Source organism: Halogeometricum sp. S3BR5-2, from assembly GCF_031624635.1.
Taxonomy (GTDB): Archaea; Halobacteriota; Halobacteria; order Halobacteriales; family Haloferacaceae; genus Halogeometricum; species Halogeometricum luteum.
In genome coordinates, this window is sequence record NZ_JAMQOQ010000003.1 from 109,033 (window position 1) to 135,014 (window position 25,982).

The following is a 25,982-nucleotide window of genomic DNA, read 5'->3' on the forward strand; positions in this document are numbered from 1 at the left end:
CATCCATGGGCCGTCTCAGACGATCCGATTGGCCAGCGACTCGCCTGCCCGCCACCGCCGGTAGTTGTCCACGAACAGTCGCGTGAACCGCACCGAGAAATCGTCGGAGCGACCGCCCACGTGCGGCGTCACGACGGTGTCGTCGCGCCCCCAGAGCGGCGAGCCCTCCGGGAGCGGTTCGTCCTCGAATACGTCCAGTCCAGCGCCCCGTATCTCCCCCGCCTCGAGGGCGGCGAGCAGGGCGTCTTGGTCGACGACCGGGCCCCGCGCCACGTTGACGACGGCGGCCGAGTCGGGGAGCGCCTCGAAGACGCTCGCGTCGATGACGTGGCGAGTCTCGTCGGTGAGCGGCACCGTCAGCACGAGCAGTTCCGTCTCGGGCAACAGGTCGTAGAATCGTTCGGTGGCGACGACGCGGTCCGGTGGGAGAACGCCGGAGTATATCGACGGCGTCCGTTTGACGCCGTACACCTCGAATCCGAACGCGCGCGCTCGCCGCGCGACGGATTCCCCGATGTTCCCGAGTCCGAAAACGGTCATCCGCCTGCCCTCCCAGAGCCACATCTCGTCGCCGACGCGCCGGCTCCAGTCGCGCCGGCGCTGGTTGTCGAAGAGCGGACCGAGTCGTCGCGAGAGCGCGAACGCGAGGGCGAACGCGTGTTCGCTCACGGCCGTGTCGTGAAGCGTCTCCGCGTTGGTGAACGTCACGCCGCGGTCGGCGAACTCCGCCAGCGGAAAGGCGTCGTAGCCGATGCTCGTCGACTGGATCCACGTGCCCGCCGAGAGCGACTCCAGAAAGTCGTCCGTCCAGTTCTGCGGGTTCGTCACGAAGATATCCGCGTCTGCGAGGTGGTCACGGACGTCCGCGTCCGACTCGGCCGCGACGACGGTCAGACCGTCGGTCGCTTCCCGGACGGTACTGGCGATCGGCGTGTCGTGGTAGATGACCGCTGTCGACATCTGATAAGCCGACCTTCGGTGGCGTACGTGGTGAACGTATCCCTCCCTATCGCTCGACGACGGTTCGTGCTCGTGGGGCCCCTTGGAACTCGCGGGAAGCGGCGTGGAATTATGATATAACGAGAATTTTAGTTTCTTAAGACATATACAACCGTGGCAAATTATGAAAACGGTGCGACAGGTCCAAATACCATGATGCTATTCTGTAAGACACAGTATGGATGAGTTTTCATCTCGGGGGGTTTTCCGAGTGGCGGTCACAGTCACGTTGGTCGCGATGGTGTGCGTATCGCCGGGCGCGGCGGTAGCGTCGACGGGGCTGTCTCCCGGAACGGTCGACGACGTCTCGGACTCGCAGTTCGTCGAGGCGTCGGATTCGGTGTCGGTCTGGCGAAACGCCCCGTTTCCGCTGCGCGTGAACGCGGCGTCGAGTAGCGGGACGGTCGTCGAGAACCAGCGGATGACGGTCCTCGCCGAAGAACAGAGCGCGGAGATACGGCTCAACAAACCGCAGTTGGCCGTGTTCAACCCCGACGACGAGATCGAGATGAGCTTCCAGTCTCGCTCGCCGGTCTCGACGCAGGCGTTCGAGGACGCCGAGGTGCAACTGCTCGTCGCCAAGGCCGGGACGAACTCGTCGGCCCTGCTGTCGGGGTCGGACCTCTCGACGAACGGCCTCCTCGACACGCTGACGAACGCCGAGCAGTCCGGGAACGTCGCCTTCGAGCTTCGGGACCTCGGTCGCCTCCAGGATGGAGCGACCTCGACCTCGTACGACGTCTCCGCGTCCGGGCCCGCCCGCGGACCCGGCCAGTACGCATTCTTCGTCGTTCAGACGACCGAGGGCGACGGATTCAGCGTCGACGGCGGAGCGCTCTCCGTCGACGGGAACGTTCGCGTTCTCGGGGCGGACATCGCCGTCGTGCAGGCCGCCGAGGCCTCCGCGTCCGTGACGACCGAGGACGCCGTGCCCGGCGACGCGGTGACGTTCGACGTCGATTCGACGTTCACCCACTCGGACGTGAGCCACGCCGTCGTCCTCTACAACGAGTCGCAGTACGCGGACGGCTGGACTCGGTTCACCGTGAACGGGTCGATGGACGAGACGCTCTCGGCGGACCAGGTGACCGCCACGAGCACGATTGTCGGCGTGAACGGGACGCGGAACGTGACGGGAACGGCGAACATCGGCGGCGTGACGGTCGGTGACGGCGTGGTGCGCGGCGAGACGCGCGTCGGCGGCGTCGTCGATTGGCTGGCCGACCGGCCGAACGGTCCCTCCGGGGACGCCGACACGCCCGGACAGACGACCGGGTCGTGGCTCGATGCCTCGGTGACCGCGGTCTCCTCTACGGACGGGGCGACCACGATCAGCGTCCAGTCGGAGGAGAGTTGGGCCGACGGAACGTACCGGTACGTCTACCTCGCGCAGGCGAGCGGACAGAACAACCTCTCGACGACGACCGGAACGGTCGAACTCGGGGCGGACGAAAACAGAGAGGACGAATCGGGCGGAGGAAGCGGTGACGACGGCGGTAACGACGACGATGGCCGCAGCGGTGGCGGCGGTGGCGGCGGCGGAAGCGCAGCCCCCGCCGACCCGGAGCCCGCGGAGCCCGCGGAACCCAACAGGGGAGACATCAGCGATGGTCGGGCCGACCTCGCGGTCGGCACGGGAATCACTGAACTTCGCGTCGGCTTCCTCGCCGGCGGCGCCGGCGGCTCCGTCACGGCTCAGGAACTGAACGTTCGACCCGACTCGGTCCCGGCGATTCCGAACGCGAGAGAACTCGGGTTCGTCGACATAACGGTCCCCGAGGACCGAACCGACGGCGAGGCGACGCTCCAGTTCGACGTCGACACCGAGATGCTCGACGGCGTTCCCTCGGACCGACTCGTCGTCTACCACTACCACGACGGCGAGTGGTCGGCCTTGGAGACGACCGTCGTCTCGACGGAGGGGACGGTCGTCACCCTCGAAGCGACGACGCCCGGGTTCTCGCTGTTCGCGATCGGGACGGCGGACGCGTCGGCCGATTCGGACGAGTCCGGAGCGGGCTCGAACGACGCGACGTCCGGTGACGACGGAGTGTCGGCGCCCGACACAGAGAACGAACCCGCGGACGCAGAGGCGCCCGACGGCGGACCGGCGGACAACGGTCCCGTGCAGGAGCAGGGCGGGTTCGACGCCGTCCTGATCGGTGCCATCGCGCTGTTCGCGGTTCTGGCGGGGTTCTACGTCTACCGAGGCGCCGAATAAAACCCGACAGACTCGCTCGGACGGACGGAGAGTCGGCCGTCGGGGATTCTCGGTTCCTCGACGGCGTCGGACTCGGGAACGATTTTCTCGCGGACGAGAACGGCAGATTCGATTCTTCTCGGATGTTTCTCTCGACGTGACCGCGCTCTGCGCCCCGCGGACGAGTCGTTGTTCTTCCTTTTCCGGAGCACACCGTCCTTGGAGAATCTCGATATCGATAGTATCACAGTAGGTATTCGAGAGAATTTCCGGAGTAGTAGCGTAGTCGTCGTACGCAGCCTTTTCGCGGGTTTATTGAGCTAATGGAGTTGTACTCGCCGCCTAGATATCAAGTATGATATCTGAGACCGAGAATACAAGAGCAGTCGGTTCGACGTGAAGTCGTGAGAGCAGCGATACGTCGCCGGATCGGGGGTTCGCGGGAGGTGAGCCGCGCCGCCGAGGCGACGGCGAATTCCGATTCTCATCCGAAAGAACGAATTCGACCGGTAGACGTCGCGTTCGTTCTCGCCGTGCCGTGCCTCCTCGTCGGGGTCTTTCTACTCCCAGCGGCGGTTCGGCGGGGACTCGTGCTCTCGTACGCGCACCCGACGGCGCTCACGATGTACGCGTCGCATTTCGTCCACCTGCAGGCGTCGGCCCTGCTGTCGAATCTGCTCGTCTTCCTGTTCGTCGTCCCGCCGGCGCTGCTGGCGAGCGTCCGAAGCGGTCGACGACGGCGGTTCTACGTCGTCGCGTTCACCGCGCTCGCGGTGTTCCCGTTCGCGCTGTCGTCGTTGAACATGCTGTTTCCGCGACCCCGCGTCGGACTCGGGTTCTCCGGCATCAACTTCGCCTTCGTCGGTTACCTCCCGCACGCGCTCGCCGACCGGATGGAGGCGGATCGCCCGGCGTCGACACGGACCGCGAGAACCGTTCTGCCGGCCGTGTTCTTCGTCGGCGCGGCGGTCGTCGTCCTTCGGATGTGGGCGCCGCTGGGAGTGACGCCCCGCGCCGGGGGATGGCTCGCCGCGGTCGGCGCCGCTGGCTTCCTTGCGGTCGGGACCTGCGTCCGACCGGTCGTTCGGCGCCCGTGGTCGCGGACGCGTTCGCTCGTCGAGACGGTTCCGCCGCTGGTACCGTTCGGCGGCGCGCTGTTCGTGCTCGTGATCGTCGCCGGCTTCCCGTCCGGCGGGTACGGCGGGCGCGTGATCACGAACGTCTTCCTTCACTTTCTCGGTTACTCGTTCGGCTACATCGTCCCGTACGTCGCGTTCCGAGTGCTCGACGTCTTCGACTGAGTCGGGGATTCAGCCTCACGGATTCGTCGGCGCGCCGCGGCCGACAGGGGCGCCGAGCGGCGGCGCGGGAAAACGCGATTACGGCTGACGGGCCGCCGCCGGTTCTCCGTCGGCGGGCGCCCGAGCGCGGGGAAAGCGAATCCGAATCCGGTTTCCGTCGGCGGTCGAGTCGAGCGAGATGTCGCCGTCGGAGAGTTCGACGACCCAGTAGACGAGCCAGAGTCCGAGTCCGGTGCTGTGGAACACGTTCGTCATCGCGTGCGGGTCTCTGAGCACGTGCGCCTCGATGTCGGGGATGGGCGGCGCGTCGTCCTCGACGCGGAGTTCGACGCCGTCTCGGGTCCGCCCGACGGAGACGGACACCGACGGTCGGTCGCGGTCGCTGTGTACGACCGCGTTTTCGAGGAGTTCCGCGACCGCGAGTCGGACGTTACTCAGCGCGTAGACCAACGCGCTGTCGGGCAGCGACGACTCGATTTCGGCGTCGGGAAACCGCCGTCTCGCCCGGTCGACTTCCCCGCCCGCGACCGCCGTCAGGTCGACCGCGTCCCTCGTCGCCTCGCGGTTCAGGATATCGACGATTTCGCGCTCTTTCTCCGCGCTCTCGAGCAGTCGCTCGGCGGCGTTCCGGATTCCGGCGGTGAGGTGCGACGTGTCGCCCGTCGTCTCGTCGATGAGGTCGGCGTTACCCAAGACGACGTTGAGCGCGTTCCGGAGGTTGTGCCGGAGCAGGTTGTCCATCACCGAGAGCTGTCGTTCCCGTCGGTGTCGGTCGGTTATCTCCCGGCTGAACCCGCTGATGCGGACGACCTCCCCGTCCTCGAGTATCGGTTGCGCCTGCGCCCACACCCACACGCTGTAGTTCCTCCCGGGGTTCACGCGGTACTCCATATCGGCTGACTCACCGTCGACGAGGCGGGCTATCGCCCGTTCGACCGCCGGGACGTCGTCAGGGTGAATCGCCCTCAGGAACGCGCTCGCATCGGTTTCGAGTTCCTCGACCGGGCGTCCGTACACCGTCTCGTAGGCCGGGTTGACGAACAGGAGTTCTCCGAACTCCCCGTCGAACATCCACAGCACCTCGTCGGTCACCGACGAGATCTCCTGCAAGCGAGCGGTGAGTTCCCGGTGCTGACGCTCGGCCTCCACCCGGTCGCTGACGTCGCGCGAACTCACGACGTAGCCGTCGAGTCGCTCGCTGGTCGCGTTCGACATGCGGCTCTCGAACCAGACCCACGAGTCGTCAGCGGCCCGATAGCGGTACTCGACCGTTCCTTCGGAGAACGTCTCGCTGTCGATCGTTCGCTCGAAAACCTCCCGAACGGTGTCGAAGTCGTCGGGGTGGACGTACGCGAGTGCGTTCTCGCCGACTAGCTCGTCCGTCTCCCACCCCAAGAGACGGGTGACGGCGTCGTTCGCGTACAGGACGGTCGCCTCCTCGTCGATGACCAGAATCTTGTCTCGGGTGTAGTCGAGGAGGACGTCCGCATCCATTGAACGGAGGTTAGACATCAGAACATATTAATCTTCTTACTGATACAATATCGCGAAAAACACCGATTCGCGTGATTCCAGTTCGGCCGTTCGAGCGGCGAGGGCCGGCGGTTGCGGATGTCGACTCCGCTCGAACCAGAGTTTCGGATCGGTCCGACGGGTCAGCGGGCGGGGTGTTGGCAGTGTTCCGATATATCTGGAGTCGTCAGAGATACGGTTCGCACACCCGTTCGACGCCGTCCTCGAACGACACCTCGGGTTCCCACCCGGTCGCCTCGTGCATCTTCGTGTAGTCGGCCATCGTGTCGTGGACGTACACCTCGAAGGGGTTCTCGACGTACGCGGGTTCGACGTCGGTGCCGAGGGCGTCGTTGATCATCGAAACCATCTCGTTGAACGAGTAGCTCTCGCTCGTCCCCAGGTTGTAGATGCCCTGTAACCGGTGTTCGGCGGCCAGTACGAGGCCGCGGACGATGTCGTCGACGTGGGTGAAATCGCGGGTCTGGGACCCGTCGCCGAACAGTTCGGGTCGCTCGCCGTTGGCGATTTTGTGGGCGAACTGCGCGACGGTGTTGGCGTACTCCCCCTTGTGCTCCTCGGCGCCGCCGAAGCCCTGGTACACGGAGAAGAAACGCATCCCGGCGAGGTGCATATCGTAGTGGTGGTGGAAGTACTCGGCGTAGCGTTCGCGGGCGAGTTTCGACGCCTCGTACCCGGTCCGCGCGACGACGTCCATGCTCTCCGGAGACGGTTCGGTGCGGGAGCCGTAGATGGAGGACGTCGTCGCGTAGACCACGGTGTCGCAGCCGTCGTTTCGCGCCTGCTCGACGGCGTTGACGAAGCCCTCGATGTTCACGCGGGCGCCCGTCGTCGGGTCCTCCTCGTGCATCTTGTAGGAGGAGAGCGCGGCGAGGTGATACAGCACGTCCACGCCCTCGGTCGGCAGGTCGTCGTCGAGGACGCTCGCGTCGACGAACTCCACGTCCGAGGAGAGGTTCTCCGGCGTTCCGAGGTAGAGGTCGTCGACGGCGACGACGTCGTTGTCTTCGGCGAGACGATTGGCGAGATTTGAGCCGATGAACCCCGCCCCACCCGTCACGAGAATTCGCTTGTTCTGCATTCGGCTATGAGATTACGGCTGGATGACAAAGGAGTACCGGTGGCGAGACCCGAGGGCGACGAATCGACGTGCGAGAGAACCGCGCCCGTCGAGGAGTCGGGCCGACCTAGCCACTGAGGTGTTCCGCTTACCCTCCCGAGGTCCTTGGTCTGTCACACGATGACGACCACGAACCCGGACGAGGCCCTCACCGTGACCTGTCCCGACTGCGACGGCGAGTTCTCCGTGGAGATGACTTCGCGCGTCGAACGCGCCGACTACGACCCGGACGGCGTCGTCGACGCCGACTGCGGCCGGTGCGGGCGGAACTTCGCCGTCGGGTTCCAACGGCGCCGCGGTCCGAAGGCCTGAGGCGGCGTTCGATACCGTGTTCGCTCGGCGACAGTCACCGACTCCGCCGGACGTCGATACTCGAACGCGGAGCGAACCCGGCCGTCGACCGGCGTGAGCGACCGGGAACGACGGCCTCGCCGCTGAACCGTAGCGTTTCGGGATGTGCGAGTCGGCTCGTTCGATAGGTTTTGATACTATACATTCACGTATCTACTGGTTTCAAAAGTAGACTTACTTCCTAGATTTATATTCTCACATAACTCGGGCACTTTCTGTGGCAAAACGTGTAATCGTGACGAAAATACTATCACAGTCGCCCGAGAGTCGCAAGTATGGTTAGGCTGTTCACGGATGGCGTGGCGAGAGCGGTAGGAGCGTTGCTCCTCGTTGTCGTCCTCTGTGTCTCACCGGTCGCAGGCGTAACGGACGTTTCAGCACAACAGACGGGCACCGTCGAACGGGTGCCGGACACGCAGTTCGTGAAGGCCACGGACTCCGTGTCGGTGTGGAAGAACGCGCCGTTCCCCCTGCGCGTGAACGCCTCGGCGAGCAACGGAACGGTCGTCGAGAATCATATGATCACGGTCAAGGGGCAGGGCGCGGAGGTTCGCCTCAACAAGCAGCAGTTGGCCGCGTTCAACTCCGACGAGGAGATTCAGATGAGCTTCGAGTCGCGGTACCCCATCACGACGCGCGCCTTCCAGAACGAGGAGGTGCAACTGCTCGTCGCGAAGGCCGGACCGAACGCGTCGACGACGCTACAGAGCACGCCGCGCACGTCGGTGAACGGCGCGCTGGACTCGCTGATGAACGCGAACGCGTCGGGTAACGTCTCCTACGAACTCGTCGACCTCGGCGAACTGGAGAAGGGGGCCATCGAGGCGTCGTACGACCTCTCTGAGGAGGGCGAGGCCCGCGGACCGGGTCAGTACACGTTCTTCGTGGTGCAGGACACGGAGGGTGAGGGCTTCACCGTCGATAACGGTTCGCTCGCCGTCGACGGGGAGGCCCGGGTCCTCGGAATGGACGTCGCTCTCGTGCAGGCCGCGGAGGCGTCCGCGTCCGTGACGACGGAGAACGCGACGCCCGGCGACGAGGTGACGTTCGACGTCAACTCGACGTTCACCCACTCGAACGCGAGCCACGCCGTCGTCCTGTACAACGAGTCGCAGTACACGAGCGCTCGGACGCGCATCGCCGTCGACGGCCCGCTCAACGGCAACGTCTCGGCGAATCGGGTCTCGGTCCGGAGCACGCTCGTCGGCGTGAACGGCACGGCGAGAGTCGTCGGTAACGCCTCCGTCGCCGGCGTGGGCCTCGACAACGAAACGGTCCGCGGTCACACGACGTTCCGCGGCCTCGCCGACTGGATCATCGAGGGCGCGAACGCGAGCGACCGGTCGAACGGCGACGAGGCCGCCGCGCCGGGCAGACCGGACAGTCCCGGCAACTCCGGTGACGCCGGTCGCCCCGACAACCCCGGTAACTCGGGCGGCGCGCCGATGATGGGCGAGCAGACGTACCTCGACGCCTCCGGCACCCTCGCCGTCTCCACGAACGGGACGGGCACCGTCGACGTTCAGACGGGCGAGGACTGGGAGGAAGGCACCTACCGCTACGTCTACATCGGACAGGCGAAGGGGCAGAACAACCTCTCGACGACGACTGGCACGGTCGAACTCGGTAACGCGACCGTCGAGAACGAGAACGAGAGCGAAAGCGAACGGTAACGGGAGAGAACCGCCCGGTCCGACCGTCGGACCGGTGACGTCGGGACCGCTTTTTTGGAGGTTCGAGAAGTTCGAGACAGCGAGGGACTCGGCCCGTTTCGGAGGCGCTATTCGACTTCGACCCCCCAGTACTCCGCCAGCGCTCGCTCGACGACTTCGGACTGGTCGCTTTCGGATTCGAGTCGCTCGACGAGTTTCAGGTCGATGCTGAGCGTCTTCCGAACCTTTCTCCCCATGAGAGGTGTATCTGCATAAACATACATATGATTTACTTCGGTTTATCGTACTCGTCTCGGACGGGGCTGTGCGGCCGAATCGATAATGTTAGTTTAGTAGTACTTTCCCGTCGTCCGAGGTACGACCGAGTCGAGACGACCGAGTCGGCCGACGCGGGTCGAATGCGGAGTCGCCCTCCGGAGGGCGAACGAGACCCACCGGCGGCGGGGGTAGTTTTTTACTACCGACGGCAAATATTCCATTTGTCCGTTACCCGCGTACCGATGGGACCGAGTTTTGACGCGGCTAGTACTGTAACGGTTCTACACGGACGATAATCCGAGAATTCGACGCGTCGCGCGGCCGGGAATCGATTGCGTCGACGCCCCGAGTACTGCGGACACGGTGGTGTGGTAAATGTCATCACGTCGACTCGTCTATCGCTCCGCACGGAGCAGTCGGTCGGGGTCGGCGACGAGGAAGACGTACCCGACGCCGAGCGCGCTTCCCACCGCGAGGAGCAGCGCTCCCAGCCCCGACCCGACGAACAGCCCCGCCGACAGCGGGACGCCGAGTCGAATCCCGAAGACGACGAGCACGTCGGCCCACGAGAGCACTTGGAGGCAGGCGAACGCCGCGGTGAAGGCGACGACCGTCGCCGGGAGCGCCAGCGTGACCGCGTCGCGCGCCAGCGCCGCGAGCAGTTGCCGACGGCTCGCACCCGTCGCGCGGTAGATGCCGATGCGGCGGCGGTTCGCGTGGACGGCGTGGGCGAACGTGGCGGCCGTCCCGCCGACGGTGCTCGCGCCCGCGAGGACGACCATGACGAGAAACAGCACGCGGACGTTGCCGAACACGCCCTCGACGGCGCGGCCGACGCCGCTGCCCTGCGAGTACTCGCCCTCGAAGTCGACGGTCGAACTCACCCGCTCGTCGCCCGTCACCTCGTACGTCGTCGTCGCGAGGACGGCGCCGTCGGAGACGACGCGCAGGTCGTACGCTCCCGGGGCGAGCGTCCCGTTCAGTCCCGCGTCGGACGCCGGGAGCGTTATCTGCTGGACCTCGCCGCCCGCCAGTCTGACCGTCCGCCGCTCGGTTCCGCCGGGCGTCACGAGCGAGACGTTCCGGACGAGGAGCCGTCCCCACGGGTTGCCCACCTGCACGGTGACGGTGGGCCTCGTGAGTTGCGTCCCCGACTCCGGCGAGACGGAGACGCGGCCGCTCAGTCGCTGCGGCGCCCCCTCCTCGACGACGAGCGCGTGCCGTTCGCTCGCGTAGCCGTCCTTCTCGACGGTCAGCGTGTACTCGCCCGGTTCGGCGGGGACGGGGACGACGGCGCCGCCGCTCCCCCGGGTCTGCCGCGACCGGTCGCCGAGCGTCACCGTCGCCCCCGACACCAGCGTCCCGTTCGGCGTCGTCGCCGGCACGACCAGCGTCGACCCCGGGGGGGCGCGGGTCGGGTAGCCGTCGGGGAGTTGCAGCGTCCGCGGGTCGTACACCTCCACCCGCTTCGTCGTCCCGTCGGCTCGAATCGTGTACGCCCCCGGTTCGGAGAAGGTGAACCTCACGTCGGCGCTCGCCGCCTCGTCGGGAGCGAGCGAGAACGACTCCCTCCGACTCCGGTCGCCGGCGCTGACCGTCACGTTCCGCGTCGTCGCCTCCTCGCCGTAGTTGCGGACCGTGACCGAGACGACGTACGGGTCGCCGACCTGCACGGAGTCGTTCCCGGCGAGGCTGGTCACGGCGAGGCCGCCGGGTCGCCGCGAGAGCCGTTCGAACTCCTCGGCGGTGCCGTTCGTCCGGATGAGGTGGACCTCCCCGTCACCCGTCGCCAGCGTCTGTGCGGTGCCCAGCGGAAGCACGAGTTGGTCGTCGGTGATGCCGGACCCCGAGAAGCGGCCGACGACGGTCACCCGCCGGACGCCCGGCGTGACGCTCCCGCCGAGGGTGAGCGTCTCGCCCACCTCGACGTCCAGCGTCTCAGCGAGACTCGCGCCGACGACCGCCTGGTCGTACGCCCGCGGAGCGTGCCCGGCGACGAGTCGGGCGTCGGTCACCTGCCCGAAGGCGGTGAAGTTCGCGCCGCGGACGAGGTACGGGTCGCCGTCGGTCGTCTGGGCGTACAGCACCTCCGGGCTGGCCGCGATGCCCTCGTCGCGGAGGACAGTGGCGTAGTCCTCGCTGATTCGGCTGTTCAGCGGATGGACCGACCCCGCCTCGGTGACGGTTCCGCTCTCCGTCGTCGCCAGCGGCGCGATGGCGCCGCCGATGGCCGTGACCAAGAGGAGGACGAGCATGAACACCGTCAGCGTCGTCGTCGTCGGCACCGCGGCGCGCCAGTCGACGAACGTCGGACCCGCGTCCGCGACGAGCGCTCGGAGGCGTCCGCCGAGCGCGTTCGGTTCGTCTCCCACACCACCGTGTCCGCTGTACCGAGCGCCGCGCGAGTCGCGGCCGACGGCCGTCGGGTCGCCGCGGACGACCGGGAGCGTGGCGAGGACGCCCGCGAGCAGGCCCATCGCGACGAGGAAGCCGCCGACGAGCAGAATCGCCCGGAGGATGGACGCCGTGACCACCGCCTGAATGGAGACGACGAAGCCGGCGTACGTCGCGGCGTTGATGACCGCCTTCACCGCGATGAGGCCGAGCGCGAATCCGAGGAGGACGCCCGTCCCCGTCAGCCCGAGCACGCGGAGGAGGAGCACGGCGAACAGGCGGGTCGGGGAGGCGCCCGTCGCGCGGGCCACGCGGAGTTCGGGATGACGGTCCCGAATCGACATCCGCGTGACGCTGTAGACGACGACGACGACGAGCAGACCGCCGCCGACGGCCGCGACGGAGAGCGTCCGGACCACCTGCCCGAGGCCGCCGACGAGGAACGGCAGCGCCGCGATGAGCGGCGCGCCCTCGTCCCGCCAGGCCGCCCGTCCGTCCGCCGTCGACGCCGAACCCGACGTCGACTCGCCGGTGTCGACGACGAGCGCCCCCGCGTCGCCGAGCGACGTCACCGCCTCGGCGGACCCGACGTACCACTCGGCCGGGAAGATGGTGCGCTCGTCGGGATGCGGCGTCACCTGGACGGAGGTGCCACCGAGACGCTGCTCCGTCGGTCCCTCGACGGGGCCGGTGAAACCGCTCTCGGGCGCCGCGGGCACGCTCGCCGGGTTCCACGCGACCGACGCGCTCTCGATTCGCGGCGGCGCGTCCGGCGGGACGCCGACCACCACCTGCGTTCCGCCGCTGCCCTCGCCGTCGTTGCTCCCACCGTCGCTCTCCCCCGTTTCGGCCGTCGCGACCGGGAAGACGATTTCGTCGGCGTCGCTCGCGTCGGCGGCCGCGACGGCGTCGTCGTACGAATGGTCGTAGCTCACCGTCGCCGAACTGCCCAAGTCGCCCTCCAGCGTCGAGACGTAGGAGCCGACGGTGAGCAGCAGGACGACGGAGCCGATGAGGAAGGCCGTCGTGACGGCGACGACGGCGACGCTCAGCCACTCCCGGCGCGACCACGACGAGACGAGCGTCGACTCAAACCGCATCGGCGTCGCGGGCGCGGTGCGGGTATCGGTGTCGGTCGCGGAGACGGCGTCGGTCGCCGGGGCGGAACCGGTCGTCGCTCATCGCGGGAGCGAGTAGTCTATCTCGTCGTCGACGTCGGCGTCGACGGTCAGTCGGCCGTCCCGGAGGAGAACGGTCTCCGCGAACCGGGGTTCCAGCCCGCGGTCGTGGCTGATGAGCACCAAGGCGGTGTCCGTCCGCTCCTTGACGCCGAACAGCAGGTCGAGCACCTTCTCGGCCGTCCGCGGGTCGAGTTGTCCGGTCGGTTCGTCGGCGAGGACGACGTCGGGGCGGTTCGCCAGCGACCGGGCGATGGCGACGCGCTGTTTCTCCCCGCCGCTCAGCGTCGCGGGGTACTGCGATTTCAGATCGGAGATGTCGAGCGCGTCGAACAGTTCGCCCAGCCACTCCTCGTCGCGGCTTCCGGTGTGGTCCTGCGGGAGGGCGGCGTTGTCCCACGCCGAGAGGTCGGGGATGAGCTGGAAGTCCTGAAACACGAAGCCGATGGTGTCGCGGCGGATGGCCGCGCGCTTGCGCTCGGGGAGGGAGCTCGCGTCCTCGCCGTTGACGTAGAGCGTCCCGCTGGTGGGCGTGCTCAGGAGGCCGAGGACGTTGAACAGGGTCGACTTCCCGGCGCCGCTGGGTCCCCGGACGAGGAGGGAGGCGTCGGGAGCGACGGAGAGGGAGACGTCTTCGAGTATCGCGCTCCCCCCGCGCTCGACGGTGAGGCGGTCGCCGCGAAGGACGGGACCAGTCATGTGGCGAAGCGTTCACACTTCTCCTATGTAGGTCATTTGTTCCGGCGGGTGTCAGGACGACCACTCCGACCGGACGCGTGGGCGCGGGCCGGTCGAGCGGATGCCACCCGTCAGGTGCCGGACGTCACGCGGGCCGTTATCGTGGGCGCCAGAATCGTGACGCTCGCCGCGACGGCGGTGCCGACGACGGTCACGACGAGGGGCGGACTCGTGAGGTAGATAGCGACCCACAGGGCCGCGGCCGGGATGCCGGCGACCAGCGTCCCGCCGAGGCCGAGGCGGCGCGAGGGGCGCACGGCGTACCACGCGACCGCGGCGCCGACCGACCCGCCGAGCCACTGCCCGGCGTTCCACACCTCGCCGGCCGGGGCGAGGGCGCTCAGGATAACCGCGACGACGCCGATGACGATGCCGAGCAGGAGGACGCGGAGCGGTTCGCCGTCCTCGACGGTCGCGGCGACCGCGAACAGGAAGACGCCCGCCAGAAGCCCACCGACGACGTCGACGCCGTAGTGGACGCCGAGTATCACCCGCGAGGACGCCACGAGAACGAAGCCCGCGGCGGCCACCGCCCAGCGAGTCGTCGCCGACCCGATGCTGAGTCGCGAGGCTAACGCGGCGAAGACGGCCGCCGTCCCGAGGGCGTGTCCGCTCGGGAACGCGAATCCGGTCGCCGTCGTGATGGACTGGAACGCCCCTCCGAGACCCGTCGGGAGCCACGCCGGGGCCGTCGCAACGTCGGCGGCCGGGGGCCGCGGCGCGCGAAAGAGGTTCTTGAGCAGGTCGGTGAAGGAGAACGCCGCCAACGTCACCGCGAGGACGAACACCCCGTCGCGCGGCTGCTCGACGAACTCGCGGTCGGTTCCGAGCATGTACACGAGGCTGGCGACGAGCAGCAGGAACCACGGGTCGCCGAACTGCGTGATACCGCCGGCGACGGTGAGCACGAGACCCAGGTTCGCCGAGGCGACCTCGAAGAGACCGAAACTCCGCTCGGGAACGGTGCTCAGGGCGAACGCGAGCGCGACGAAGCAGACGGCGGTCACGACGGCGATACCCACGCCTACTTTCCGGTACCGTCCGTCGGACTGTCTGAGTTGGCTTCCTTCGAGCATTCTCGTGTCAGCCCCCGTGAGCGCCGTTCGTCGTTTCGGTCGTCTCGCCGCGAGGCGCAGACGCGGACCGTCTCGGAGAGCCCAGTTCGTCGCGTGCGGTCGCAGGTTCCGTGTTCATGGACGTAGTGTTGGGCGTACGGCCCGGACGTGTAAGAATGATATGGCAGTCGGCGGGAGACGGACCACGAAAGTCGGAATCCCTCGCTCGTCGGCGTCCGCGGACTACGCCGCCGCGACCGCCCGCCGCCGGTCGAAGAGGTAGACGACGGCCGCGAGCCAGCACGCGCCGAGGAAGCCGAGCATCGAGACCGGCGCCTCCCACGCGTTGTACGCCGCCAGATAGTGGCCGGCGACGAACGCGGCGACGGGGACGCCGACGTACGCGGCCACGTTCGGAATCCACGGCGAACCGGCCTCGTGGAACTCTTTCGCGTCCTTGTACACGCCGAAGAGCGCGAGCGCCGCGGTGAACATCGCGACGAACCACATCAGGACCGCGAGCAGAGCGCCGACGAATCCGTCGGGGTCGAGGCCGAAGAGGAAGCCGACGGTCACCGGGAGGAAGACGGCGTAGCCGACGGCGGACAGCCACCACCTCGAATTCGGAACCTCCTCCCGAGCGCCGGTCGGCCCGTCCCGCGCCTCGGCCCGCCACGAGCGCACCGCCGCGAACCGGTCCCCGACGAGTGCGGCCGCGCGCACGACGAGCACGGTGATGGCGACGCCGACGGCGATTGCGAGGGGGGTTCCGACGAGAACGAACGCGGTCGCTCTCGGGTCGGAGGGGTCGAGCGTCGAGACCATGTTGGCGAGGTAGACGACGACCATGCCGACCGAGGCGGCCAGACCCGCGCGCGTCCCGGCCGCACGTCGCTCCGTCGGCCGGTCGTAGTACAGATAGCCGACGAGAAGTCCGACGACGAGGTAGGCGGCCGCCGAGACGGTCCCGCCGGCGACTATCCGCTCGTCGGTCACCGCGCCCCACGAGAGCGCGACCGTTATCGGGACCGACGCGAGTCCGAAGGCCGTCGCGAGTCGGAGTTGCGGGTCGGCCAGCGCCCGGCGGAGGCGCGCGTGGAGGGACATCGTATCAGGTCCGCCGTCGACCGCAGCGACCAAGAATCTTTTCAATTTGTAGACGTTTGTCTCGTCGACGGCCGTTCGTCGGAGATAGTAAAACTAATCAACACTTTTGCGCGACGTATCGTCGTGCCCGACGACCCCGCCGCCGACTCGCTTCGCTACGCGCTGCGTCCCGAACTGCTCAAACTCTACGGAGTCACCGTTTTCGGGTACCTCGTCACGGCGAACGTTCGGGGAGCGTTCGGCGGGTTCGTCACCGCCCAACCGTGGCAGGGGCTCCTCGAACTCCCGTTCGTCCTCCTGGGGCTGGCGCTCTTCTTCGGCGGGTTCGTCGGCGTGCTCCACCGGGTCCTCTCGGACGCGTCGTCGAATCGAAGGCGAAGCCGACTGTAGTGCCGTCTCGGACCGTTCTTCGGGGGTCCCCCGTCGATTGGAGCGTTCGGTTTCGGGGGCTCGGGACGGCGGCGCTAACAGCCCTCACCGACGGCGTCGGCGGGCGTCGAGACGACGACCGGGTCCAGTCCGTTCGCGGTGTAGACGACGTTCCGCGAGTCGAGCCACCCCTCGTACGTCGACTGCGCGACCGTCTGCGGGGAGGAGGGGAACAGGTGCGCGCCCGTCGTCGTCCACGACCGCTGGGAGACGACCGGACAGGTCGGACTCGGGCCGCCGGTGAGCCAACTCGCCGCCGGTCCGACCGAGGCGTCGCTGCCGAAGATGTAGATTCCGACGCGGGTGAGCGTGTGGCCGCCGGTCCACGCGCGGTCGGTGTGCGCGCCGAGGAACGCGACGCCCCGGTACTCCGAGTCGAGCGTCGTGCTCGGCGCCGAGGCGGTGTCCATGTTGAGGTACGCCAGCGGCGCGGAGGCGACGACGGTGAGGACGACGAGCACCGCGAGGGCGACGGAGAGCGCCCGTTTCAGCCCGTCCGCGGAGGGGCGACCGGAGTCGAGCACGCGCACCAGCGTCACCGCCGCGACGGCGAGCACCGGGAAGTGCAGGAACGTCTGCGCGCGCATCGCCGTCGCGAAGTACTCCGGCGTGAGCGACGCGGTGAGGCTGAACCCGATGATGACCGCGGGCGCGGCGAACAGGGCGACGAGCAGCGTCGCGCCGCGGTACTCGTCCAGCACGTCCAGCGAGGGCGCCGCGGCGACGGCGACGAATGCGAGGAGGCCGACGAGGGCGAGGACGAGACGCGGCGTGCTCACCGTTCCCGGGAAGATGGGTGCGAAGGCGTTCAGCAGCACGACGGCGAAGAACGTCCCGACGACGGCGAGGTAGACGCCCTGTCGAATTCTGAGATCGGTGCGCTGGAACCAGACGACGCCGATGGCGAGGACGATGACCCACGCGACGAACAGGCCGGGGTAGGCGGTGACGCGGTCGACGTACGGGACGGTGAGCGACAGTCGAGTCGCGACGGCGCCGTAGTAGAGGGCGACGTACGCCCAGAAGCCGCCCGCGACGGCGACGCCGCCGACGAGCGAGCGCACCGAGAGCGTCTTCGAGACGTGCCGGGCGGTCAACGCGGTGACGACCAACCCGACGACGAACGACGTGAACGTGTGCAGGAGCGGGAAGACGCCGAGGACGAGGGCGACCAGACCGTACCAGCGGGCCTCGCCCGTTCGGTAGGCGTAGTGGAGCGCGAACGCCACGGTGAAGGTGAGCAGGATGCCGACTATCTCCTCGTCGGGCACCAGCGTCCGGCGGAGGAACAGTCCCTCGACGGCGAGGAGGCCGGCCGTGACGACGGCCACGGAGGACGGGGAGACCGACAGGCGCGCCGAGTCGCGGACGATGCGGCGGGCGAGGACGGCGCCGACGAGGACGACGAGCGTTCCGACGACCGTCGCGAGCGGTTGTGCGACGTGGAGGGGGTCGGCGTCGAAGACGAGACCGGCGGTCGCGAAGAGCGTCGTGAACAGGAGGCTGTCGGCCCGGTCGGTGAAGGGGAACGCCCCGGTGTCGACGACCGTTCGAGCGAGGGCGGCGTAGTTGAACCCGTCGAGCGTCGAGGGGTAGGGACTCCAGTAGAGGGGGGCGGCGCGGAAGGCGAGCGCCACGGACACGACGGCGGCGAGGAGGAGGCCGACCCGGCGGCGGCGACTCATTTACTCATCACTTCCCGACGGCGTGGGTATATGTCTATCTACTAAGAGCGTCGCCGGGTCGCTGCGGACGACGGCCGCGGCGGCCAGCGTCGCGCTGACGAGCGAGAGCGCGACGCCGCAGGCCAGCGCTCCGAGGACGATGGCCGGCGAGAGCGAGGGTTCCAAGACGAGACCGAACACGCGGAGTTCGCCGACGGCGAGCAGCGCCCGAACCGCGAGATACGCGAGCGCCATCGCGAGCGCGGCCGCCGTGGTTCCGATTTTGAGCGCGTCGACGAACACGTCGAAGAACACCGAACGGGGGCCCGCGCCCGTCGCCCGCCGGATGCCGATTTCGCGCTTGGCGGTGTGGACCGCGCGGGTGAACGCCGCGGTGGTGCTGCCGACGGTCATCACGCCGAGCAGCGAGACGACGGCGAGCACGAGCACCTCGATGTTGCCGAACGCCACCTGTATCGCCTGCGTGATGCCGCCGCCGCCGGAGAACTGCCCGCTCTGCGCCAGCGCCGCGCCGAGGCGGGCGTCGCCGCTGACGGTGTAGGTCGAGGTCGCACTCGCCCCCGTCTCGACCGACGCCGTCACGTCGTACGACCCGGCCGGTCGCTGCGGAATCTCGACGGCGAACTGCGCCGTCTCGCCCGGGTCGAGCGCCAGCGCCTCCGTCCGCTCGACGCCCGGTGCGGTCACGCTCAGGTTCGTCTCTATCGGCTCTATCCACGGGTTCCGCGCCGTCACGGTCGCCTCCGGTCGCGTGAAGATGCTCGGCGCGTCCGGCGAGACGGTCACGTCCAGTATCGGCGCCCGCGCCGCACCCGGCGCGACGGCGACAGTCGTTCGCGCGCGCTCCCCCCCGTTCTCGGCGGTGACGGTGATGTTGCCGGTCGTTTCGAGCGAGATCCGCGCGTCGCCGTTCTCGTTCGTCGTCGCCGTCCGCCCGTCGACGCTCACCGTCGCGCCGGCGACCGGTCGGTCGTTCCGGAGCACCCGCACTGCCGGCGTGCTACCCGTCGGCGCGCGGGCGGGCGCCTCGACGACGAGGCCGGCGCCGTCCGCGTCGAGCGCAACCAGCGAGTCGCCGTCGACGGTGACGTTCTTGCGCACGTCGCCGACGACGAGGGGGTACGTCCCGTCCGGGAGGTCCGCGAAGGCGACGAACGCGCGCGCCGAACGCTGACCGTCGACGGTCACCTCGGTCGCGCGCGTCCGGTCGCCGAGGCGGACCTCGACCTCCCGGGTCGCCTCGCTCAACCCGAGGTTCGTCACGCCGACGGCGACGCCGGGCGTGCCGTTCTCGGTGGCGACCCGGGCGCTCGTAACGACGATGGTGGAGGTGCCGGCGGCGTCGACGTCGAGGCCGTCGGTCCGGACGAACTGGACGGCGTCCCGACCGGTGGAGGACATCTCGCGGGCGGCCGGGAGGGAGACGAGCAGTTGGTCGTCCTGGATGCCCTCGCCGGAGAACGTGCCGGTGAGTTCGAGGCGCATCACGCTGGCGTCGGTGCTCCCGCCGATGACGACGGTGTCGCCGGGCGACAGCCCCGTCGACCGCGCGAGGTCGGCGCCGACGAGGGCCTCGTTCTCCGCGTCGGGCGCCTCGCCGCGCGCCAACTCGACGCCCGAGAGCGCCCGGTAGGCGGTGAAGTTCACCCCCCTGGCGACGATGGGGTCCCCGTCGTACACCTCGAACAGGAGTATCTCGGGGCTCGCCGTCGCGCCCTGCGCGCGGAGGGCGTCCGCGTACGCGGTCGGGACGCTGCTGGCGATGGGATGGGGCGCGTCGGGTTGCGTGACGGTCTCGCCCGTGTCCGCCAGCGGACCGACAGCCCCCGCCACCGCGGTGAGGAGGAGGAGTGCGGCCATGAACACCGACAGCGTCGCCGCCGTCGGCACGAGGGCGTCCCAGCCGACGAGGCGCGTCCCGACGAGACTTCCGAGTCGGTCGCGGAGGCCCCCCTCGTCGGGGCGTTCGTGCCCGGTGAGCGCCGCCGGGTCCCCCGTCGCCCCGCGGGAGGCGGCGAGGAGGCCCGCGAGGCCGCCGACGAGGAGGAAGAGGGCGACGGCCGGGAGGAGGACGGCGAGCACCGGTTCTGTCACCCGCGCGCTCAGCGTCGTCGGGAGGCCGCGGTAGACGGCGGCGTTGACGACGGCGCGGACGAGGATGAGACCGAAGCCGTACCCCGCCGCGGTTCCGACGGCGGTGAGCGCGAGCGCCCGAACCGCGAACAGCCGGTATATCTGAAACGGCGTCGCGCCGGTCGAGCGGAGGACGGCGACGTCCGGCCGGCGCTCCCGGACCGTGATCCGAACGACGCTGTAGATGGTGACGGCGACGAGGACGCCCGCGGCGACGGTGGCCAGTTGCAGGAGGCGGACGAGTTCGGCGGCCCCGCGGACGAAGAACTCCAAGGCGGACAGGAGCGGCGTCTCCGCGCGTGCCTCCGTCTCGCGGATGGTCACGGCGGAGGCGCCCTCGAACGCGGCGGCCGTCTCGGGGTCGGTCACGTACCACGAGTCGGGGAGCACCGGCCGCGACTCCCGCGGTTGGACGCGGACGGTCCGGTCGCCGACCGAGACCCGCCTCGCGGCGCCCCGATAGTCGGCGCCGGCGAGGACGCCGGGGTCGGGCGGCGGGAACTCGACGGTCCGCCCGCGGACGGTGATGCTCGGCGTTCCGTCGGGCACGCCGACGACGGTCACCTGCTCGCCGTCGAGCGTCGCCTCGGCGACGGTGAGTTCGACGACCGCCGCGCCGTCGCTGCCTCCGGTGTCGTCGATGCCGTACGGCGTCTCGAACTGCGCCGCGATGGCCGTGGTCTGGGACCCGAGCGCGACGCCCAACACGGCCGCGCCGACGAGGAAGGAGACGGTGAGGGCGATGACGACGACGGCCAGCGTGTCGCGCCGCGCCCACCCGAAGGAGAGTGCTCGTCGGTATCCCATCTGGTCTGTCGGCACCTTCGCGTCGGCGACCAAATATGTGTGTGGTCTCCGGGTGGAAAGCGGCCGCCGGCGACCGGTCGTCGGCGGTACGTCTCGGGAGCGCTCCGGAGCGGACACCACCGTTTCCGCCGTTCTCGTCGCTCTCGACCGCCGGAGGGCAGAAACCCCGCCCGTCTGCTGCAAAACGGGGGTTGTTGTGCGGCGCCGGATAAGCCCGTGTATGGACATCGGATTCGGACTGCTGAGCGCCCAGCGGCGCCCCGACGACGACCGCTCGGCGGCCGCCCTGTACGACGAGTTGCTCGAACTCGGCGAGACGGCCGACCGGGTGGGTCTCGACAGCGTCTGGACGTCGGAGCACCACTTCCGAGACGACGAGTACCTCTCGGGGACGATGCCGGCGCTCAGCGCGCTCGCGGCCCGGACCGACGACGTGGAACTGGCGTCCGGGGTGGCGCTCGCGCCGCTGTACGATTCGGTCCGCCTCGCCGAGGATTCGGCGACGGTCGAGGCGCTCTCGAACGGGCGGCTCACTCTCGGCCTCTCCATCGGCTACCTCGACGAGGAGTTCCGGGAGTTCGGCGTCCCGAAGGACGAGCGGACCGACCGGACGGAGGACGCAGTCCGCCTGCTCCGCAACGCGTGGGAACCGGGGCCGCTGGACTACGACGCGGAGTTCCACCCCGTCTCGCCGGAGACGACGGTGACGCCGACGCCCGACTCGCCGCCGCGACTCGTGCTCGGCGCGGTGGCGAAACCCGCCGTCCGGCGCGCGGCCCGCATGGCCGACGGCTGGTGCGCCAACGAGGCGCTGTCGGTCGACGACATCCGGAAGCGCAAGGAGGACATCGAGCGCGTTCGGGAGGAAGAGGGAATCGACGGCGACTTCACGACCTACGTGATCCAGTACGGGTTCGTCGGCGACAGCTACGAGGAGGCGTGGGAGACCGTCCGAGAGAGCTACTTCTACCAGCAGCGCAAGTATCAGGAGTGGGCCGACGAGGAACCGACGGACGAACTGCCCGAGGAGCGGCGGCGCGAACTCGAAGACGCGGCGCTCGTCGGGACGCCGGAGGACGTCGTCGAGGACCTCGAAACGTACCGCGACGAACTGGGCGACGACGTTCACTTCGTCTTCCGGTCGTACTACCCCGGTATCGAGACCGAGGAGATGGTTCGGAGTCTCGAACGACTGGGCGAGGACGTGCTGCCGAAGTTCTGAGCCGGGCGAACACCGGAGAGGGGTGATAAACGCCGTCCGCTGTTGGCCCGGACACTTAGTATCCGCCGGGGTGAGACCGACACGATGGGTAGGACGACAGCCCCGACGGGGCGCGCGCCGAGCGGGAAGGAAGGAACGGGAACGGACGGGCGCCGATGAATTCGGCGCTCGTGTACGGAACGATAACGATGCTCGCGTGGGGGGTCTGGATCGTGCTGGGCGACGCCGCATCGGACTCGATAGCCCCCGAGATGGCCGCGTTCGTCACGTACTTCGTGGCGACGATTCTGGTGGGCGTCTACGTCCTCGTCACCGACGTCTCGGTCGCCGTCACGGGGCGCGGACTGGCGCTGTCCGCACTCGCCGGCGTCGGCGCCGTGACCGGCGTCGTCGCGACGTACATCGGCGTCTCCATCGGGTCGACGGCGCTCGTCTCGACGCTCGGCGGGATGTACTTCGTCATCACGGCGATCATCAGCGTCCTCGCGTTGGGAGAACCGCTCTCTGCGAACAAGGTCGTCGGCATCGGCCTGGCGCTGGCCGCCATCGTCGTCATCAACCAGTAATTCTCGGGTCGTCGCGTCCCCCGTTCCGGAGGCCGGGGGTCATCGGTCGGCTTCGACGACGGTGAGTTCGACGTTTCGAACCCCCTTCAGCGGCCGAATCTCCGAGAGCAGCGCCTCGATTCGCTCGCCCGGCCCGTCGACGGCGATGGATTCCAGACAGAGGCGGTCGCCGAGGTGGACGTGGTGGACGGCGACGACGGTGTCCGCGAAGTCGTGTTGCAGGCCGGTCATCCGCTCTGTCACCCCGCTGTGGTCGTGTTCGTAGAGGACGACCACCGTCCCGCTGAGCGACCCGGAGAGCCCGGTCTGTCGGTTGAACTCCGTGACGAACGCGCGGAGGGCGTCCCTCGTCGCCTCGGAGCGACTGCCGTACTCGCCCGCCTCGACCACGCCGTCCAGTTGCGCGAGCAACTCCGGCGGGAGGGTGACGCTCATTCGATCGTTGGCTTGGCCCATCGACCCCCTGTTTCGGCAGCGAACGCTTAATCGTTGATAGCGAGCGCCGGCGGCGAGTATTACGATTTCGAGCAAAAGTATTATTCCGGCGCTGGGCGACCACGAGACGAATGCACATTCCGGACGGATTTCTCGACCCGTGGGTCGCGGGGTTGTTCTGGCTCGGTTCGGGCGCCGCCGTCGGCGTCGCGGTCGACCGCGCGCGAGACGAACTCGGCGACGAGCGGACGCCGCTGCTCGGCGTCGTCGCCGCCGGCATCTTCGCCGCGCAGATGCTCAACTGGCCGATACCGGGCGGGACGAGCGCGCACTTCGTCGGCGGCGCGTTCGCCGGCATCCTCTTGGGTCCGTCGCTCGGCGTCCTCGCGATGACCGCCGTGGTCTCGATTCAGGCGCTCGTGTTCGGCGACGGCGGCATCGTCGCCCTCGGCGCGAACCTGTTCGCGATGGCCGTCGTCGACGTGCTCGTCGGCTACGCGCTGTTCCGAGCGCTCCGGGGAGTCCACGAGACCGGCGCCGCCTTCGCGGCCGGGTGGGGTGCCATTACGCTCTCGGCGCTCGCCGTCGGCGTCGGCGTCGGGGCGTCCTCGGCGTTCGCGTACGAACTCGGAACGACGGTCACCATCATGGTCGTCGGCCACGCGCTGTTGGGGGTCGTCGAAGGGGCCATCACGGCGGCCGTCTACGGCTACGTCGCGGACGCCCGGCCGGACCTCGTGCTCGGACGGGACGACGACCGCGCCGCGGGGGTCGGCCTGTGAACGCCGTCGTCGAGAAGCCGTGGGTCCGCCGGGCGATGGTGGGAGTTCTCGTTCTCGTCGTCCTCGCGCCGGTGTTCGGGTGGGCCTCGGGCGCGGTCGGCTACGCCGAACCGCTCGAAAACGCCGCCGAGGAGACGGGCGCGGCCGACGCCGCTGATTCGACCGTCCCGGCCCTCCTCCCGGACTACTCGGTGCCCGGCCTCGGGTCTTCGCTCGGGACGCTCGTCTCCGCCGCCATCGGGACGGCGCTCACGCTCGCCGTCGGCGTCGGCGCGGGCCGCCTCCTCGAACGGTGACGGGCGTCCTCGCCCGCACGGCCGAATCCGTCTCGGGCGCGCTCCGCGCCGTCTTCGCGGCCGAGCGAGTCGCCGCCGAGGACGGATTCCTCCAAGATCGGGACCCCCGTGTGACGCTCCTGTCGCTCGGCGGGTTCGCGCTGGCCGTGATGCTCGCGCGGACGCCCGCGGTGACGCTCTGTCTCGGCGCCGCGACGGTCGGACTCGCGCTGCTGTCGGCGGTCCCGCTCAGGGAGTTGCTCGGGCGGTCGGCGGTCGTCCCGCTCGCGGCGGCCGCGGTCGTTCTCCCGCAGGCCGTCCTGCTGCCCGGCGACGCGCTGGCGGGCGTGAGCCTGCTCGGCGTCGCCGTCGAACTCACCGACGCGGGCCTCGCCTACGTCGTTCGGTTCACCGCGCGCGTCTGGGTGGGAGTGGCGCTCCTCTCGCTGCTCACGATGACGACGCCGTTCTCTGCGCTCGTCGCCGCGATGCGAGAGCTGCGAGTTCCGGTCGCGCTCGTGTGGGTGCTGGCGGTGACGTACCGGTATCTGTTCCTGTTCTTCGACGAACTGCGGCGGCTGGTGCTGGCGCGGAACAGCCGAACGACGGGGTCGGCGGGCGCGCGGAGCGAGTGGCGCGACGCGAAGCGACTGGCGGGCACGTTCCTGCTGCGGACGCTGGACCGCGGGGAGCGCGTGGGCCGCGGGATGCGGGCGCGGGGCGGCGCTCGGCCGCCGTCGCCCTACGGGCGCTCCCGCGCCGTCGACGGATACGACTACGCCCTGAGCGCGTGCGCCGTCGCCGCCGTCGTCGGGGCCGGGGTGGTCCGATGGCTCCCGTGATAGCGGCCCGCGGGCTGACCTACGAGTACGCCGACGGGACGACCGCGATTCGGAACGTCGACCTCGCCGTCGAACGGGGCGAGCGCGTCGCCGTCGTCGGGGCGAACGGGTCGGGCAAGAGCACGCTTCAACTCGCCCTCGGCGGCCTCGTCGAACCGACCGCGGGGACGGTGACGTACTTCGGGGAGACGGGCGACGCGGAGGCGGTCCGGGACCGACTCGGCGTGCTGCTTCAAGACCCCGACGACTACCTGTTCAACACCACCGTCCGCGAGGACATCGAGTACGGCCCCGCCCAACTCGGGCACTCCCGGGAGGCGGCGCGCCGGCGCGTGGACGAACTCGCCGCCGAACTCGAATTGGAGAACCTGCTCGACCGACCGCCGTTCCGCCTCTCCGGCGGCGAGAAACAGCGAGCCGCCGTGGCGAGCGTGCTCGCGTTCGACCCCGACGTGCTCCTCCTGGACGAACCGCTCGGGGCCGTGGACGCCCGGTACCGGGAGCGAATCCGCGAACTGGTGACCGGCCGCGACGGGACCCTCCTGTGGTCCACGCCGTCGCTCGACGTCGTCCCCGAGGTGGCCGAGCGAGTCGTGCTCGTGAGCCGCGACGGCTCGATAGCCGCCGACGGCCCCGTCCGCGAGATACTCACGGACCGGTCGCTGCTGGAGGACCACGGTCTGCGGCCGCCCGCCGCGGTTCGGCTGTTCGAAGGGGTCGTCGAGAAGGACGCCCTTCCGCTGACCGTCGAGGCGGCGCGGCGGCGCCTGCGGCGCGGCGAGTGAACCCCGTCACTCACCGGAACGCGGCAGTACACTCATATGACAAATCGTGCACGTGGGAATACGGCTCCGCGATGGAGTCCGTCCACTGGTTCGACGGGGAATCGAGGCGCTCTC

At 69.1% G+C, this 25,982-nt stretch carries 22 protein-coding genes; 11 read left to right on the forward strand and 11 right to left on the reverse strand.

Annotated features, from left to right (window positions below; translation table 11 throughout):
- Positions 1-15 precede the first annotated feature (15 nt).
- Entirely contained in the window at positions 16-960 is a 945-nt protein-coding gene (locus NDI79_RS12555; RefSeq protein ID WP_310928836.1) for a D-2-hydroxyacid dehydrogenase, read from the reverse strand.
- 277 nt (positions 961-1,237) lie between these two features.
- On the opposite strand from NDI79_RS12555, the gene NDI79_RS12560 reads away from it, so the two are divergent.
- Positions 1,238-3,220, forward strand: a complete 1,983-nt coding sequence (locus tag NDI79_RS12560; protein ID WP_310928837.1) for a PGF-pre-PGF domain-containing protein — start codon at positions 1,238-1,240, stop codon at positions 3,218-3,220.
- Positions 3,221-3,789: 569 nt separating this feature from the next.
- Positions 3,790-4,500 (forward strand): hypothetical protein, encoded by a 711-nt coding sequence (locus NDI79_RS12565; RefSeq protein WP_310928838.1) that lies wholly within the window; start codon positions 3,790-3,792, stop codon positions 4,498-4,500.
- Between the two features lie 78 nt (positions 4,501-4,578).
- Here NDI79_RS12565 and NDI79_RS12570 read toward each other — a convergent pair whose 3' ends face one another.
- Together NDI79_RS12570 and NDI79_RS12575 are read right to left on the reverse strand one after the other, a co-directional pair.
- Positions 4,579-5,994 carry a PAS domain-containing protein gene (locus tag NDI79_RS12570; RefSeq protein ID WP_310928839.1) on the reverse strand — a complete coding sequence of 472 codons (1,416 nt, stop codon included), beginning with the start codon at positions 5,992-5,994 and terminating at the stop codon, positions 4,579-4,581.
- 205 nt (positions 5,995-6,199) lie between these two features.
- Entirely contained in the window at positions 6,200-7,114 is a 915-nt protein-coding gene (locus NDI79_RS12575; protein WP_310928840.1) for an NAD-dependent epimerase/dehydratase family protein, read from the reverse strand.
- 159 nt (positions 7,115-7,273) lie between these two features.
- Here NDI79_RS12575 and NDI79_RS12580 point away from each other — a divergent pair, with 159 nt between their 5' ends.
- Together NDI79_RS12580 and NDI79_RS12585 are read left to right on the forward strand one after the other, a co-directional pair.
- On the forward strand, positions 7,274-7,465 hold the full coding sequence (locus tag NDI79_RS12580) for a hypothetical protein (protein WP_310928841.1): 192 nt from the start codon (positions 7,274-7,276) through the stop codon (positions 7,463-7,465).
- Positions 7,466-7,779: 314 nt separating this feature from the next.
- The gene (locus NDI79_RS12585; RefSeq protein WP_310928842.1) at positions 7,780-9,177 is read left to right on the forward strand and encodes a hypothetical protein; all 1,398 of its coding nucleotides are present in this window, start codon (positions 7,780-7,782) and stop codon (positions 9,175-9,177) included.
- 107 nt (positions 9,178-9,284) lie between these two features.
- On the opposite strand, the gene NDI79_RS12590 is transcribed toward NDI79_RS12585, so the two are convergent.
- The 5 genes from NDI79_RS12590 to NDI79_RS12610 form a co-directional block, all read right to left on the reverse strand.
- The gene (locus tag NDI79_RS12590) at positions 9,285-9,413 is read right to left on the reverse strand and encodes a hypothetical protein (RefSeq protein ID WP_310928843.1); all 129 of its coding nucleotides are present in this window, start codon (positions 9,411-9,413) and stop codon (positions 9,285-9,287) included.
- 417 nt (positions 9,414-9,830) lie between these two features.
- Positions 9,831-12,929: an FtsX-like permease family protein gene (locus NDI79_RS12595; protein ID WP_310928844.1), complete on the reverse strand. Its 3,099-nt coding sequence runs from the start codon at positions 12,927-12,929 to the stop codon at positions 9,831-9,833.
- 78 nt (positions 12,930-13,007) lie between these two features.
- Positions 13,008-13,706, reverse strand: a complete 699-nt coding sequence (locus tag NDI79_RS12600) for an ABC transporter ATP-binding protein (RefSeq protein WP_310928846.1) — start codon at positions 13,704-13,706, stop codon at positions 13,008-13,010.
- Between the two features lie 110 nt (positions 13,707-13,816).
- Positions 13,817-14,821 (reverse strand): phosphatase PAP2 family protein, encoded by a 1,005-nt coding sequence (locus NDI79_RS12605; protein ID WP_310928847.1) that lies wholly within the window; start codon positions 14,819-14,821, stop codon positions 13,817-13,819.
- A 222-nt stretch (positions 14,822-15,043) separates the two neighbouring features.
- Positions 15,044-15,907 (reverse strand): DUF5518 domain-containing protein, encoded by an 864-nt coding sequence (locus NDI79_RS12610; RefSeq protein WP_310928848.1) that lies wholly within the window; start codon positions 15,905-15,907, stop codon positions 15,044-15,046.
- Positions 15,908-16,030: 123 nt separating this feature from the next.
- Between NDI79_RS12610 and NDI79_RS12615 the strand changes: the two genes are divergently transcribed.
- Positions 16,031-16,297, forward strand: a complete 267-nt coding sequence (locus NDI79_RS12615) for a hypothetical protein (RefSeq protein ID WP_310928849.1) — start codon at positions 16,031-16,033, stop codon at positions 16,295-16,297.
- A gap of 74 nt (positions 16,298-16,371) precedes the next feature.
- On the opposite strand, the gene NDI79_RS12620 is transcribed toward NDI79_RS12615, so the two are convergent.
- Together NDI79_RS12620 and NDI79_RS12625 are read right to left on the reverse strand one after the other, a co-directional pair.
- Positions 16,372-18,021: a hypothetical protein gene (locus tag NDI79_RS12620; protein ID WP_310928850.1), complete on the reverse strand. Its 1,650-nt coding sequence runs from the start codon at positions 18,019-18,021 to the stop codon at positions 16,372-16,374.
- On the reverse strand, positions 18,022-20,961 hold the full coding sequence (locus NDI79_RS12625; RefSeq protein WP_310928851.1) for an ABC transporter permease: 2,940 nt from the start codon (positions 20,959-20,961) through the stop codon (positions 18,022-18,024).
- A gap of 220 nt (positions 20,962-21,181) precedes the next feature.
- On the opposite strand from NDI79_RS12625, the gene NDI79_RS12630 reads away from it, so the two are divergent.
- Together NDI79_RS12630 and NDI79_RS12635 are read left to right on the forward strand one after the other, a co-directional pair.
- Positions 21,182-22,183: an LLM class flavin-dependent oxidoreductase gene (locus NDI79_RS12630; RefSeq protein WP_310928852.1), complete on the forward strand. Its 1,002-nt coding sequence runs from the start codon at positions 21,182-21,184 to the stop codon at positions 22,181-22,183.
- Positions 22,184-22,338: 155 nt separating this feature from the next.
- The gene (locus NDI79_RS12635; protein ID WP_310928853.1) at positions 22,339-22,749 is read left to right on the forward strand and encodes an EamA family transporter; all 411 of its coding nucleotides are present in this window, start codon (positions 22,339-22,341) and stop codon (positions 22,747-22,749) included.
- Between the two features lie 39 nt (positions 22,750-22,788).
- Here the strand turns inward: NDI79_RS12635 and NDI79_RS12640 are convergent, their stop codons facing one another.
- Complete coding sequence (locus NDI79_RS12640) at positions 22,789-23,205, reverse strand: CopG family ribbon-helix-helix protein (protein ID WP_310928854.1); 417 nt, start codon at positions 23,203-23,205, stop codon at positions 22,789-22,791.
- 110 nt (positions 23,206-23,315) lie between these two features.
- Between NDI79_RS12640 and NDI79_RS12645 the strand changes: the two genes are divergently transcribed.
- The 4 genes from NDI79_RS12645 to NDI79_RS12660 are packed head-to-tail and all read left to right on the forward strand — an operon-like array spanning position 23,316 to position 25,868.
- Complete coding sequence (locus tag NDI79_RS12645) at positions 23,316-23,966, forward strand: energy-coupling factor ABC transporter permease (protein WP_310928855.1); 651 nt, start codon at positions 23,316-23,318, stop codon at positions 23,964-23,966.
- Positions 23,967-24,001: 35 nt separating this feature from the next.
- Complete coding sequence (locus tag NDI79_RS12650; protein WP_425499612.1) at positions 24,002-24,262, forward strand: PDGLE domain-containing protein; 261 nt, start codon at positions 24,002-24,004, stop codon at positions 24,260-24,262.
- A complete protein-coding gene (gene cbiQ, locus NDI79_RS12655; RefSeq protein WP_310928857.1) occupies positions 24,259-25,083 on the forward strand; it encodes a cobalt ECF transporter T component CbiQ in 825 nt (274 codons plus the stop codon). Before NDI79_RS12650 ends, cbiQ begins: the two co-directional genes overlap by 4 nt.
- Positions 25,071-25,868, forward strand: coding sequence for an energy-coupling factor ABC transporter ATP-binding protein (locus NDI79_RS12660; protein ID WP_310928859.1), 798 nt, complete (start codon positions 25,071-25,073; stop codon positions 25,866-25,868). Before cbiQ ends, NDI79_RS12660 begins: the two co-directional genes overlap by 13 nt.
- The last annotated feature ends 114 nt before the right edge of the window (positions 25,869-25,982 follow it).

Bases quoted from the DNA above. Each gene is read 5' to 3' on its own strand.
- NDI79_RS12600 (WP_310928846.1), bottom strand. From the start codon at position 13,706: ATGACTGGTCCCGTCCTTCGCGGCGACCGCCTCACCGTCGAGCGCGGG.
- NDI79_RS12570 (WP_310928839.1), bottom strand. From the start codon at position 5,994: ATGGATGCGGACGTCCTCCTCGACTACACCCGAGACAAGATTCTGGTC.
- NDI79_RS12645 (WP_310928855.1), top strand. From the start codon at position 23,316: ATGCACATTCCGGACGGATTTCTCGACCCGTGGGTCGCGGGGTTGTTC.
- NDI79_RS12630 (WP_310928852.1), top strand. From the start codon at position 21,182: ATGGACATCGGATTCGGACTGCTGAGCGCCCAGCGGCGCCCCGACGAC.
- NDI79_RS12560 (WP_310928837.1), top strand. From the start codon at position 1,238: ATGGTGTGCGTATCGCCGGGCGCGGCGGTAGCGTCGACGGGGCTGTCT.
- NDI79_RS12660 (WP_310928859.1), top strand. From the start codon at position 25,071: ATGGCTCCCGTGATAGCGGCCCGCGGGCTGACCTACGAGTACGCCGAC.
- NDI79_RS12625 (WP_310928851.1), bottom strand. From the start codon at position 20,961: ATGGGATACCGACGAGCACTCTCCTTCGGGTGGGCGCGGCGCGACACG.
- NDI79_RS12605 (WP_310928847.1), bottom strand. From the start codon at position 14,821: ATGCTCGAAGGAAGCCAACTCAGACAGTCCGACGGACGGTACCGGAAA.
- NDI79_RS12635 (WP_310928853.1), top strand. From the start codon at position 22,339: ATGAATTCGGCGCTCGTGTACGGAACGATAACGATGCTCGCGTGGGGG.
- NDI79_RS12555 (WP_310928836.1), bottom strand. From the start codon at position 960: ATGTCGACAGCGGTCATCTACCACGACACGCCGATCGCCAGTACCGTC.
- NDI79_RS12640 (WP_310928854.1), bottom strand. From the start codon at position 23,205: ATGGGCCAAGCCAACGATCGAATGAGCGTCACCCTCCCGCCGGAGTTG.
- NDI79_RS12580 (WP_310928841.1), top strand. From the start codon at position 7,274: ATGACGACCACGAACCCGGACGAGGCCCTCACCGTGACCTGTCCCGAC.
- NDI79_RS12620 (WP_310928850.1), bottom strand. From the start codon at position 18,021: ATGAGTCGCCGCCGCCGGGTCGGCCTCCTCCTCGCCGCCGTCGTGTCC.
- NDI79_RS12575 (WP_310928840.1), bottom strand. From the start codon at position 7,114: ATGCAGAACAAGCGAATTCTCGTGACGGGTGGGGCGGGGTTCATCGGC.
- NDI79_RS12585 (WP_310928842.1), top strand. From the start codon at position 7,780: ATGGTTAGGCTGTTCACGGATGGCGTGGCGAGAGCGGTAGGAGCGTTG.
- NDI79_RS12595 (WP_310928844.1), bottom strand. From the start codon at position 12,929: ATGCGGTTTGAGTCGACGCTCGTCTCGTCGTGGTCGCGCCGGGAGTGG.
- NDI79_RS12650 (WP_425499612.1), top strand. From the start codon at position 24,002: ATGGTGGGAGTTCTCGTTCTCGTCGTCCTCGCGCCGGTGTTCGGGTGG.
- NDI79_RS12590 (WP_310928843.1), bottom strand. From the start codon at position 9,413: ATGGGGAGAAAGGTTCGGAAGACGCTCAGCATCGACCTGAAACTCGTC.
- NDI79_RS12610 (WP_310928848.1), bottom strand. From the start codon at position 15,907: ATGTCCCTCCACGCGCGCCTCCGCCGGGCGCTGGCCGACCCGCAACTC.